This window comes from Paraburkholderia graminis (assembly GCF_003330785.1).
Classification (GTDB): domain Bacteria; phylum Pseudomonadota; class Gammaproteobacteria; order Burkholderiales; family Burkholderiaceae; genus Paraburkholderia; species Paraburkholderia graminis.
In genome coordinates, this window is record NZ_CP024936.1 from 416,910 (window position 1) to 428,305 (window position 11,396).

At 60.8% G+C, this 11,396-nt stretch carries 8 protein-coding genes and 4 pseudogenes; 7 read left to right on the plus strand and 5 right to left on the minus strand.

Annotated features, from left to right (window positions below; genetic code table 11):
• Window positions 1–35: 35 nt before the first annotated feature.
• Both CUJ91_RS33600 and CUJ91_RS33605 read left to right on the plus strand, forming a co-directional pair.
• Window positions 36–818 carry an ABC transporter ATP-binding protein gene (locus CUJ91_RS33600; RefSeq protein ID WP_114158438.1) on the plus strand — a complete coding sequence of 261 codons (783 nt, stop codon included), beginning with the start codon at window positions 36–38 and terminating at the stop codon, window positions 816–818.
• Window positions 815–1,726: an ABC transporter permease gene (locus tag CUJ91_RS33605; protein WP_114158439.1), complete on the plus strand. Its 912-nt coding sequence runs from the start codon at window positions 815–817 to the stop codon at window positions 1,724–1,726. The genes CUJ91_RS33600 and CUJ91_RS33605 overlap by 4 nt, the downstream gene beginning before the upstream one ends.
• 130 nt (window positions 1,727–1,856) lie before the next feature.
• On the opposite strand, the gene CUJ91_RS33610 is transcribed toward CUJ91_RS33605, so the two are convergent.
• Both CUJ91_RS33610 and CUJ91_RS33615 read right to left on the minus strand, forming a co-directional pair.
• Entirely contained in the window at window positions 1,857–2,456 is a 600-nt protein-coding gene (locus CUJ91_RS33610) for a UbiX family flavin prenyltransferase (RefSeq protein ID WP_114158440.1), read from the minus strand.
• Entirely contained in the window at window positions 2,456–3,796 is a 1,341-nt protein-coding gene (locus CUJ91_RS33615) for a UbiD family decarboxylase (protein WP_114158441.1), read from the minus strand. Before CUJ91_RS33615 ends, CUJ91_RS33610 begins: the two co-directional genes overlap by 1 nt.
• 261 nt (window positions 3,797–4,057) lie before the next feature.
• On the opposite strand from CUJ91_RS33615, the gene CUJ91_RS33620 reads away from it, so the two are divergent.
• Window positions 4,058–5,242 (plus strand): helix-turn-helix transcriptional regulator, encoded by a 1,185-nt coding sequence (locus CUJ91_RS33620; RefSeq protein WP_114158442.1) that lies wholly within the window; start codon window positions 4,058–4,060, stop codon window positions 5,240–5,242.
• A gap of 224 nt (window positions 5,243–5,466) precedes the next feature.
• Entirely contained in the window at window positions 5,467–6,900 is a 1,434-nt protein-coding gene (locus CUJ91_RS33625; protein ID WP_114158523.1) for an aldehyde dehydrogenase family protein, read from the plus strand.
• A gap of 395 nt (window positions 6,901–7,295) precedes the next feature.
• Here CUJ91_RS33625 and CUJ91_RS33630 read toward each other — a convergent pair.
• Window positions 7,296–8,396: pseudogene (locus CUJ91_RS33630) on the minus strand (IS5 family transposase).
• Between the two features lie 438 nt (window positions 8,397–8,834).
• Here CUJ91_RS33630 and CUJ91_RS33640 point away from each other — a divergent pair.
• Window positions 8,835–8,978, plus strand: a pseudogene (locus tag CUJ91_RS33640) (IS3 family transposase); the annotation flags it as partial.
• Window positions 8,979–9,410: 432 nt separating this feature from the next.
• Here the strand turns inward: CUJ91_RS33640 and CUJ91_RS33645 are convergent.
• On the minus strand, window positions 9,411–9,608 hold the full coding sequence (locus tag CUJ91_RS33645) for a hypothetical protein (protein ID WP_114158443.1): 198 nt from the start codon (window positions 9,606–9,608) through the stop codon (window positions 9,411–9,413).
• Between the two features lie 341 nt (window positions 9,609–9,949).
• Here CUJ91_RS33645 and CUJ91_RS33650 point away from each other — a divergent pair.
• Window positions 9,950–10,175: pseudogene (locus tag CUJ91_RS33650) on the plus strand (fumarylacetoacetate hydrolase family protein); the annotation flags it as partial.
• On the opposite strand, the pseudogene CUJ91_RS35335 reads toward CUJ91_RS33650, so the two are convergent.
• Window positions 10,108–10,292: pseudogene (locus CUJ91_RS35335) on the minus strand (glycosyltransferase); the annotation flags it as partial. The pseudogenes CUJ91_RS33650 and CUJ91_RS35335 overlap by 68 nt on opposite strands.
• 380 nt (window positions 10,293–10,672) lie before the next feature.
• On the opposite strand from CUJ91_RS35335, the gene CUJ91_RS33655 reads away from it, so the two are divergent.
• Complete coding sequence (locus CUJ91_RS33655; protein WP_114158444.1) at window positions 10,673–11,143, plus strand: ribonuclease; 471 nt, start codon at window positions 10,673–10,675, stop codon at window positions 11,141–11,143.
• Window positions 11,144–11,396 lie beyond the last annotated feature (253 nt).

The following is an 11,396-nucleotide window of genomic DNA, read 5'->3' on the forward strand; positions in this document are numbered from 1 at the left end:
GGAAGGTCACGACAATGCGAGAAAAGTACATCCCCATGCTGTCGGTCGAGAAGGTCTGCAAGACCTTTCATGCCGGCACCGTCGACGAACGCATCGCGCTTACCGATGTTTCGCTGAAGCTTGCGGCGGGCGACTTCGCCGTCGTGGTAGGGGGCAACGGCGCGGGCAAGTCCACGTTCCTCAACATGCTGGCCGGTGAAGTGTCGCCGGATAGCGGCGTGATCGCCGTCAACGGCAGCGACGTCACCGCGCTGCCGACGCACAAGCGCGCGCAGCACATCGCCCGCGTGTTTCAGGACCCGTCGATCGGCACTGCGGCGGCGTTGAGCCTCGAAGAAAACCTCGCCGTCGCGAACCTGCGCGGCCGCAAGCGCGGCTTCGGCCTCGGCATGACGCGCGCGCAGGCTGAGTCGTTCCGCGATCGTCTCGCGTCGTTCGATCTCGGCCTCGAAAAGCGCATGAAGGCGAAGGCCTCGCTGCTTTCGGGCGGACAGCGCCAGGCGTTGTCGCTGCTGATGTCGGTGCTGCAGCGCCCCGAACTGCTGCTGCTCGACGAGCACACGGCAGCGCTCGATCCGCGTACCGCAGCGATCGTGATGCGGGTCACCGAACAGGTGGTGCGCGAAGAGAATCTGACGACGCTGATGGTCACGCACAACATGCAGCATGCGCTCGACTACGGCAACCGGCTTGTGATGATGCGCGATGGCCGCATCGTCGGTGATCTGACGGGCGACGCGAAACGCGCGATGACAATGGACAAGCTGATGGCGACTTTCAATGAAGAGCCTGTAATGGCAAAGACGGTGAACGCATGAATGTGATCAGTGGTTTCGTCGGTCTCGTACCGGTCGGGATGATGCAAGGGCTCACGTACGCGTTGATCGCCATTGCCATCATGATTCCTTTTCGTATCCTCAACTTTTCGGACATGACGGGCGAAGGCGCGTTTCCGTTCGGCGCGTGCGTCTGCGCGAAGTTGCTGATGGTCGGCCTCAATCCTGTTGCGGCGCTGTTGGGCGGCGCGTTGGCGGGTTTCGTCGCGGGCTTCGTCACCGGTTATATCCACGAACGCGTGAAGATCAACACGCTGCTGTGCGGCATTCTCGTGCTGTCGATGCTGTATTCGGTCAACATTCGCGTGATGGGGCAGCCCAACTCCGCGCTGTTCGCGTTCCCCAGCATCTTCTCGTGGCTGCCCGGCGACAGCGGCGGTTATATGCCGCGCATCCTGTTGCTCGCTGTGATCGACGTGGTGATCGCCGGCGTGGTGTTGTGGTTCCTCGGTACGCAGCACGGTCTCGCGATGCGCGCAATCGGTTCGTCGCCGTCGATGGCGAAGGCGCAGGGCATCAACGTCAAGGTGTACACGCTGGTGGGTCTCGGCCTCGCCAACCTGTTCGCCGCGCTCGGCGGCGCGATGCTCGCGCAGAATCAGGGCTTTGCCGACGTCAACATGGGCTTCGGCGTGCTGGTCAACGGCCTGGCGGCGCTGCTGCTCGGCGAGGCGGTGATCGGCAATCGCTCGATGGCGCAGCAGGTGATCGCGCCGGTGTTGGGCTCGATCATCTATTTCCAACTGATCTCGGTCGTGCTTGCAATCGGCTTCCAGCCTTCCGATCTGAAGCTGGTGACGGCGATGTTCGTGCTGCTCACGCTGCTGGCGATGGCGCGCCGAAAGAAGCGCGGAACACGGGCGAAGAAGACGGTGCTGGCGACGAGCTGAGCCGCTTCTACGTGAATAACGACGCCGGCCCAAGGCCGGCGTTTTTTGCATTTGCAGATGACGAAGCAAAAAAAGTCCACCTTCTCCGGGTGGACATCTTTGCATCTGCCTGCGGTACTCCGTGAAGGGATCAATCCGCCGCGCGCAATCCTTGCCAGCGCGGGTACGCATCCTCGCCATTCAGGCCGAGCTGGTCGACGATGCGCTGCACCGTGTAGTCCACCATCGCCTCGATGCTGTCAGGCTTCGCATAGAACGCGGGCAGCGGCGGCATCACGATCGCGCCCATCTCCGTCACGTAGATCATGTTGCGCAAATGCGCGAGCGTCAGCGGGGTTTCTCGCGCGAGCAGCACAAGCTTGCGGCGTTCCTTCAGCGTGACGTCGGCGGCGCGCGAGATCAGGTTGTCGTCGAGACCGTGCGCGATTGCCGCCAATGTCTTCATCGAACACGGCGCGACCACCATGCCGTCGTGCCGGAACGAGCCGCTCGCGATGCTCGCGCCGACTTCGTTCTGGTCGTGATAGACATCCGCCAGATCGCGCAGCGCGGCGCGATCGAGCGCCATCTCGTCGTGCAGCGTCAGCCAGCCCGCGCGCGAGACGATCACATGCGTTTGCGCGCCGCACTCGCGCAACATTGCGAGCAGACGCACGCCGTAGATCGCGCCCGTCGCGCCGGTGATCGCGACCACGATGCGCGGACGCGGGACATCCACGTCGCGGCTCATCACGTCGCGATCCGGTTGAACTGCGGCAGGTAGTCGCCAAGAACCAGCGTGTCCACGCCCGGAATCGACTTGCGCTCGAACTCGGCTTCGCGGCCCCACGGTTTGGTCGCGTCGATCGCGAGACGGCCCCAGTGATCCTTGTGCGGATCGCGATAGAAGCCCGGCACGTTTTCGATCACCATCGTGCGGGTGTCGGCGCGCCCGCGCGTGAGGAACGCCCAGATCACTTCGTCGAGGTTGTAGATGTCGATGTCCTTGTCGACGACGATCACGAGCTTGTTGTAGTCGAGGTGTGAGCCGAGCGCCGCGAGCAGCGCGTGTTGCGCGTGACCGTCGTATTGCTTGTCGATCTTGATGACCGTGTTCATCACGGTCGGCTGGCAACTGACGTCGAGCACGCCGCGCACTTGGCTCGATACCGTGCGATAGATGCGCGCGGCCGTGGCCGCTTCGAGCGGCCGCAGGTCTTCGTGCGAGCCGCAAATGAGGCCCTGAAACACCGCGCCTTCGCGCCAGCCGACATGCGTGACTTCGAACACGTGGTTGTCGCCGACTTCGACGTAGTAGCCCATGAACTCGCCGAACGGGCCTTCGGAACGCCGCACGTTCGGCAGAATGCGTCCTTCGATGACGATCTCCGCCGACACCGGCACGTCGAGATCGATCGTCAGCGCGCGGCGCATCGCGATCGGGCCGCCGCGCATCGCGGCCGCGAGTTTCAGTTCGTCGCCGTCGGGCGGCAGCGACACGCACGCGCTCATGAAGATTTCCGGCGCGGCGCCGAGGATGATCGCGGCTTCAAGTGCTTCGCCTCGTGCTTCGGCGCGTGCCTGGAACTGCGCGAGATCGTGGCTGCTGCCCAGACGGATGCGCAGTTCGTCGTCGGAGACCAGCATCGAGCGATGAAACGACAGATTCGCGCGGCCCGTGTCGGGATCTTTCGCGAGGAACACGCCCGCGGTGATGTACGGTGCGCCGTCGCGTTCGTGATACGTGAGGATAGGCAGGTCGGAGAGTTTGCCCGTGACCCAGTCGGATGGCAGCGGCGCGGGTTCGACAGTTTCGTCGAGCGACGACGACAGATTGATCTCGCGATCGAGCCGCGCGCAGAACGTTTCATCCGGCGCGCAGCGGATGATCTCACGCAGGCGCTGATGATCGCTGTAGAGATTGAGCAGCACGGGCATGCGGCTGCCGCGCACGTTTTCGAACAGCACGGGCTTGTTGGTCTCCAGCTGAAGCCGGCGCGCGACGGCCGCGACTTCGTGGCGAGGGTCCACTTCGCGCGTGACGGTAAGAAGTTCGCCACGCGCGCGCAGCCGGGATAGGTAGTGTCTCATCGTGCAAGGTCTCTCATGCGAAAGCATTTCATTCGGGAACTGCCGTGACCCGGTGTTGTGCCCTTGCATGCGCACTACTGATGTGGCACGCCTGGACGCCGGGACAGGAACCTACTTATAACCAGCCGATTTGCGCGCGCGTGCAGCGATCGGGACACCGTTCTAGGCAAAACGGTTTTTGTCGATACGAACTTGCGCTAGCTGAAATGCCTTTTTTGACCGGGCGATAATCGGGCCTCGCGTAGTCGCACGGAGAAGCGCATGGACCGATCAGCTCAGCCCGCGTCGCGCGGCCTTTTTCGCACGACGCTCGCGGGCCCGCAGGCTCGTCTTACCGAAGCGTTCGATCAGCTGCGCACACGCCCGGATTGCGTGAGCGTGCCCGAGTTCGGACTCTATGGCGCGACCGTGCCCGTGCCTGGCGATGCGGAAGAAGGCGCGTGGCGAATGGCCAGCATTCGCGATGAAATCTTTATCGTCGTCTCCGATTGCAACTACGCGCATAGCCGCTCGGAAAGCGTGTTGCCGGAGGCATTCATCGAGTTCCACTTTTCGCTGTCGGGGCCCGCGAGCGTCGATTTTTCCGACACTGGCCATCTGCACGTCAACGCGCCGAATCTGCTCGTGTGCACACAGGGCAGGGACGTGCGCTATCAGGTAACGTGCGGTCCCGGACCATGGCAGTCGGTCGGCATGTACGTGACCCAGCGTTATTTCGACCGCTTGCTGCGCTCGCTCGGCGGCGAAGCCGACCGGATCCGCACCGAACTTGCGGGCATTGCGCACGACCAGATCTATAACCGGCAGATGCCGTTCAGCGTCGAAGCGTTGCAGATCGCCGAGCAACTGCTTGCGTCGCCGTACCGGGGAGCGCGCCAGATGCTGTACCTCGAAGGCAAGTGCACCGAGATACTGTGCGCCTGCATCGAGATGTGGCTCGCGCGCCGGAGCGTCGATCAGCCGGGCGAGACGTTGTCGGCTCGCGATCTGAGGTTGATCGAGAGTGCGCGGGAAATGATCGTCGCGGACTTGCGGCTCACGCCGACGATTCCCGAGCTTGCGCGCGCGGTCGGCACCAATGCGTCGAAGCTCAAGCGCGGCTTCAAGTTTCTATATGGGATGACGATTTTCGAATACGGCCTGCGCTGCCGGATGAATCACGCGTTGCGGCTGCTGGTCGAGGAACGTTTGCCGGTCGGCCAGGTGGCGTTGTCGGCCGGGTATCAGCATCAGACGAGTTTTACATCGGCATTCAGGGACTTTTTCGGTTTCGCTCCGAAGGATGCCCGGCGTCTCGCGAGTCCCATCAACGTCGGCAAGTCATCGGTCGGTGTGAGCGACGCCGCGCCCGATCGTCCGTTGCATCCGAACCGCGCGGCGCACGATCAAAGCGAACCGCGTGGTACGTCGCAGCCCGAAGATGCGCAGCCTGACGACGCGGCGTAAAGCGCGCGCCGTGCGCGGCTATTGACGCTCGAGCAGCGTCGATGATTGGGGTATCGCACTTTGATATAGGAAATCGGCAGCATTGTGTCCTCGCGCGTTTCACGCTCAATTTTCCGTTGTTAGCATCGTTGCAACGTCGAATGTACATCGCCGAATACGGCATCGCGTTCGACGCACGCTTCTTCCCGCATCGAGCGGGCGACACACACGGAAAAGGAAACACGATGACGTCCATTGCAGTGCGCAATCCCCGTACGGGAGAGCACGACTATCAGATCGAAGCGATCGACGCCGATGGCATCGGCAACACCGTCGCGCAAGCGCGCGAAGCACAGAAAGCATGGGCCGCGAACGGGCTCTCGTATCGCACCGCCGCGCTGCTCGAGTGGGCGAACCAGTTGGAGACGCACAGCGCGGCGATCGTCGCGGCACTGTCAGTCGATACCGCACGCCATCGCATTTCCGAAGAAGAACTCGGCGCCGTGATTCATTTCATTCACGGCTTCTGCGACGCCGCACCCGAAGTACTCGCGACACCGTTCCGAAAACTGGATGCGCATCCCGACGTGGTGTTCAAGATCACCTATGTGCCGTATCCGGTGGTCGGCGTGATCAGTCCGTGGAATTTCCCGCTGGTGCTGTCCTTCATCGACGCGATTCCCGCGCTGGTGGCGGGCGCCGCGGTGGTGATCAAGCCGAGCGAAGTGACGCCGCGTTTCGTCGAGCCGCTGCGCAAATCGATCGAAGCCGTGCCCGCGTTGCGAGGCATCGTCAATCTCGTAACAGGTGACGCGGGAACGGGCGCGGCGATCGTCGCGAAGTCAGATGCGGTTGTCTTCACGGGCAGCGTGCCGACCGGTCAGAAGATCGCCGCGGCTGCCGCACAAGCATTCATTCCGGTGTTTCTCGAATTGGGCGGCAAAGACGCCGCCGTCGTGCTCGAAGGTTCCGACATCGAGCGCGCGGCGACGTGCATTCTGCGCAGCGCGCTCTACAACTCAGGGCAGGTGTGCTACGCGATCGAACGTGTTTATGCGCACGATTCGCTGTACGACGAACTGGTCGCGGAACTAAGCCGTCAGGCCGCGACGTTGCGCCGCAGCTTTAGCGAGGGCGACGGCGGCCATTACGGTCCGATGATTTTCGAAAAGCAGGCTGCGACGATCGACAGCCAGTTGCGGGACGCGGTCGAGAAGGGCGCGAAGATCCTGTTGGGAGGCACGAGCGAGCGGGTGGACGGCGCGGTGTGGGTCGATCCGACGATCGTCACCGACGTCGATCATTCGATGAGCCTGATGACCGAAGAGACGTTCGGCCCAATCGTTCCGGTGATGCGCTTCGGCGACGAAACGGAAGCGGAACGTCTCGCGAACGATACGATTTTCGGCCTGAGCGGCGCGGTGTTCGGCCCGGACACGCACACGGCCGGCGATTTCGCGACGAAGATGGAAGCAGGCGGCGTCAGCATCAACGATACGGAACTGCCGCGCGTGATGATGTTCGACGGCGAGAAGACCGCGTTCAAGAAGTCGGGCATGGGCGGTTCGCGTTATGGCGCGACCAGCATCATGCGTTACGTTCGCAAGCGCGCGCTGCTCGCGAACGAGGGTGCCGTGCAATCGCTCGACAAGCTGGCAGAGTCGAGCAGCGCGGGTTGACTGCTTTTGCTTTAGGGATGGGCCGCATGTTGTGCGGCCCGTTTTGTAGTTCTGCCTGTATCTTGGAAGCGGTTCGTAGCGGCGCTTCGTCTTGAATTGCAGGACGTGGCTCAGTGGACGGCGGAAGGGGCCGCCTGCGGCGTCCTATCGGGTTCGCGGATTTGTTGTTAGCAATGCTTGGGGGCTTCCGGGTCAAAGGTAACACCGCCCATTGAACGCACTCCAGGACCTGCGGGCTTGCTCATTAGCAGGCCGTTGAAATATCTGTCGTTGATGTACTCAGGTGTATTACGACGAATGCTGGGTTCGCACTTTTGAAACGCGGAACAGGTTTGCGGGCGTTTGACGTTGCTCGTGGGTTCATCATATCGGTGTTATCCATTGGTTCCTGCCCCTCAACCGGCAAGTGTGCGCATACGCGTCAGGTTGTAGCCGACCTGAGTCAGTACGAAGAGCTGGTCTACACGTTCAAGTCCTCGATACATCGCTTGTCGAATTCGTCCGACTGTCTTGCCCCATCAGAACACCTGCTCAATGCGCTTACGTTTTTGCTGGCTGACCGCGTAACCCGGCCAGCGCGTAGTTCGCTCGTCAATTGCTGAACCTCCTGGACGTCCATCGTTTTGCGCCACATGCGGCGTGACACGATTCGCGCGACAACTGGCTACGAAGCCGGCGGTGTCGTAGTTCTTGTCCGCGCCGACCGTGATGCCGAGCGGCGCAACACTCGCGGCATCAACAAGCATCTGCCCGGCCGCGTCGCGCTCGGCGGTGCCCGTCGCCAGCGTCGCCTGCGCGTTGACCACCAGACCGTGGCGGTTGTCGGTCAGCACATGGCCCATATAACAGAGCATCGCTCCGGTTCCTTTGCTCTTGCGAAACAGGCGCGCCTGCTCGTCCGTCGTGGATTGGTGCGTCTCGTTACTGCGCTTCCGTCCGTGCCAGTTGTCATTCGGCGCAGGCGGTTCGTCGGGAGGCGTGTCGTCTTCGTCTGGACTTGTCTTGGGCACAAAGCTCTTGTGCCCGGCCCATGCCTGAATCAACGTGCCGTCGACGCTAAAGTGCTTGCCAGAAAGATATCCGCGCTCGCGCGCGGTCTCGACTGTCTCGTTGAAGAGCAACACCAGTACGTCGTGTTCGAGCAACCGGTCTCGGTTCTTGCTGAACGTCGAGTGGTCCCACACAGTTCCGTCCATTGGCAGGCCGACGAACCAGCGGAACAGCATGTTGTAGGAAATCTGTTCCACCAGCATGCGCTCGCTACGAATTGAGTAAAGTACCAGTAGCAGAAGATCCCGCACCAGCTTCTCCGGTGCGATGCTCGGCCGACCTCCTTTCGCGTCAGCTTCGTACATCCGCGCGAAAACGTCGTCCATGCGCTTGAGCGCATCATTGAACCAGCTGCGAGTCGGACGCAACGGATGGTCCTTCGGCACGAAATCGTCCAGCTTCAACACCGTGAACATTGACTCGGTAAAACCATCTGGCCCACGCATCCGTTCCATCTCGCTCTCATTGAGGACATCAGTTCAACGTTTACGCCTTCTTCCCGGATGACCGCTACAGGAGGTATTTCACCGGCCTGTTAGTGGGAAAGACTAACCTCATAGCCATGTCTTCAACCAATAGACGGATCTGATTGAGCGGAATACCTTTCAGATCGTGGCCGAGCATGCGATTGGGGTTTTGATCTCGCACGCGCGGAAGTGGTGGGGCTCGAAGTGGGAAATTCCGATTGATAGGGCATGCGAACTCCGATAGAAGCGTTATGCCAATCTAGCTAAACCGGCATAAGCGACCCTATGGCGTTGCGAAGCGAAGTCAACTCGCTTCCGCACGCCGATTGCAGTTCGCACACGCGTAATTGTTTGCTGGCTGGAGTAGCCCCTTGATTCTCAGGACACGAGACACCCCTTAAAATAAGAGGGAATCTTGTGACTAGTTTCAAGCCTAGGCAAATCGTGGAAAGCATTGAAGTTCTGACCGAGCCGGAGCGTCGTCGTCGACGTTCGGTCCAGGAGAAAGTGGCCATCGTGCAGGAAACGTTGGAGCCGGGAGCAACAGTTTCAGCGGTTGCTGTTGGTGTCCGTTAATTCTGGGAGTGGACGAAAAGTGGGGGAGTGTTCGTTTTAAGTCGAACCGCCTCGGGCGATCTGAAGTGCGGATATGCTAACTCGGGGGTGCGCCGCGTCGGCAGAAGGGGCTCAATGGAACACTCTGAAAACCGCAGGCTGATAGAGTCGCCGTTGTCATCGTATGGCTCAGGCGTGCACAGGCAGGATACGACTCGCGGCACTTTAACCTGCACTCTGCCAAGTGCCGTCGAAAAGGTGCGGGGACGCCAATCTTTGATGCGCCGATATCGGCCGCATTCTCGACAGTTCCGACGAAGCTTATCGTAGGCATTAATCTGGTCTTGTGTCACGAGTTGTTGCAGCGTAGCCAGTAGTTGACGAGCTTCGGCCAGGGACAACCCGAAATCCGCTGGGGTAGCACCATTCACTGGGCGCTTAACCGAACAAACCGGGACCGGCTGGTCCGTTCCCTGTCGTTGGAGAAGTATTTTCCAGTGCAATTCCATGGCTGTCTCCCCGGTAGGTCAACTGCTGCAGTTTAGACCAGAGCTGGCTCCCCCAGATCTCGTCCACTCCCGCCAATTCTGAACTCCAACACTTGGCCAGGTCGATGGCAATGGTCGTGGGTTCCATCAGCTTTCTCCTTAACGGGATGTCCTAACGGAAACGATACTCGGGATCGACACCGTCGCCGGGCTTGTTGCGGCGTCCGGACGACCGCTGTGGCGGGAGGCGACATTTCTATAAAGCTGCTACAGTCAGTCCTGTTGATAACTTTACTTATGTAAAGTCACATAGATGTCCTAATTACTTGGATGGTAACGTCAACGCCCTTGCATCGCATTGACGGCGAGGTCGCTGATCTCGCCCGCGAAAGGAGCGGCGTCGCGTGGAAGCCGATTTTCTGTTTCCGTCATGACATTTTCTCGAAACGTATTGCTACACTTCCGGCGACGACGGAGAACGAATGCATGACACGTCGTCAAACCTGCAACACACGCACGAGGATCTTCAACGTCGGGCATATCGTGGCGTATCTCAGCCGCTTCATGCCCGTAATGGCTGGCGACGTCATCATTACCGGGACCCCCTCCCGGCGTGAGTCTCGGTCATAAGTCGCCTCTCTTTCTCAAAGCGGGCGACCGATCGACGCCGAACTCAGGTTGCTCAGAGTCGGTCCTAATTCGCAGCGCCTGCTGAACGAGCCGATCAAGCCGTCTTCCGTTGCGATCACCGGCTTGCGGAAAGCCGTATGCCTGCACGAGCACTCCCCTCAGCCGTAATGCCTTTATAGCTGACCCATACTGCATCGCACGCGGGCGATGCCACCGGCAATTCGCTCGCCTGAAACCAGCCATTGAGCGAGGGCAAAAAAACTTTGGCTGAGCAAACTGGATTGCGACCTCGACCGGCGGCTCCTGGCCGAGTGCTGTCCGACCTCGATCTCGCGATGTGAGCCCTCCGTTGATCGGCCTGCATCGGGGGGCAGTTCACCTGTTCTCGAACCTACCGCGAGTCGTCGATCACGACCGCTCGAAGCCGTATGCAGTCGTGGACGCCGAAATCGGCACTTCGGCCTGTCTATCGTGCACCAACCGCCAATATTTGCAGCCGAACGTTGATTCGCTAGGCCATTTGCGATAACTTTGAATTGGTCCTGGTCGTGGAATTCCGGTCAACGAGGGGAGAACCATTTCGTGATGAGAGGGTGGCCATTCTCCTGCATCGTCGTCTTGAGCGCGATCCTCTGCGGATGCGACAAGGAGGAATCGCGAAGCGTCACTGAGCCATCGGGGGCGTCCGCGAGCCAAGCGCCGGTTCGGCCCGCGCAGGACGCGAGCGATACACCCACCTCATCAGGCGTGCAAAAGACGGGCGCGCTGGGCGCCATCAACAAGACACAGTTGCCGGGGGAAGCAGCCGAAACCTTGCGGCTGATCAAAGCGGGCGGCCCTTTCCCTTTTGGCGACGACGGCGTCTTGTTCCGTAACAGTGCGCTATTGCTGCCTAAGCATCCGCGCGGCTACTACCACACATACACCGTTCGCACGCCTGGCTCGACGGATCGGGGGCAGCGCCGGATCGTATGTGGTGGACCACGCAGGCAGACCGGCGAATGCTATTACACCGATGACTACTACGCCAGTTTTAAACGCATTGCAGGTTAGCAACCGGAATAACTGCAATATGTGTCGGCAGAAGCTGGCGGCCCTCACGAGATGCAATCGGCCATAACCGACTCATTCCCGTCGCTCGGATAAGCTCTGCCTCGCCGGCAGCCTTCAAGGTACAACGGCCATCCAGGCGGCCAAAATCGCCAGCAGGTGATCGGTCAGAGACGACGTGCGTCCATTGCCGTTGCTATGCCTTTTCACCGCTTCCGATCAGCCATTCGTCGGCATCCGCGACGGGCGGCGGCGG

Bases quoted from the DNA above. Each gene is read 5' to 3' on its own strand.
- CUJ91_RS33600 (WP_114158438.1), top strand. From the start codon at position 36: ATGCTGTCGGTCGAGAAGGTCTGCAAGACCTTTCATGCCGGCACCGTC.
- CUJ91_RS33605 (WP_114158439.1), top strand. From the start codon at position 815: ATGAATGTGATCAGTGGTTTCGTCGGTCTCGTACCGGTCGGGATGATG.
- CUJ91_RS33610 (WP_114158440.1), bottom strand. From the start codon at position 2,456: ATGAGCCGCGACGTGGATGTCCCGCGTCCGCGCATCGTGGTCGCGATC.
- CUJ91_RS33615 (WP_114158441.1), bottom strand. From the start codon at position 3,796: ATGAGACACTACCTATCCCGGCTGCGCGCGCGTGGCGAACTTCTTACC.
- CUJ91_RS33620 (WP_114158442.1), top strand. From the start codon at position 4,058: ATGGACCGATCAGCTCAGCCCGCGTCGCGCGGCCTTTTTCGCACGACG.
- CUJ91_RS33625 (WP_114158523.1), top strand. From the start codon at position 5,467: ATGACGTCCATTGCAGTGCGCAATCCCCGTACGGGAGAGCACGACTAT.
- CUJ91_RS33645 (WP_114158443.1), bottom strand. From the start codon at position 9,608: ATGGAACCCACGACCATTGCCATCGACCTGGCCAAGTGTTGGAGTTCA.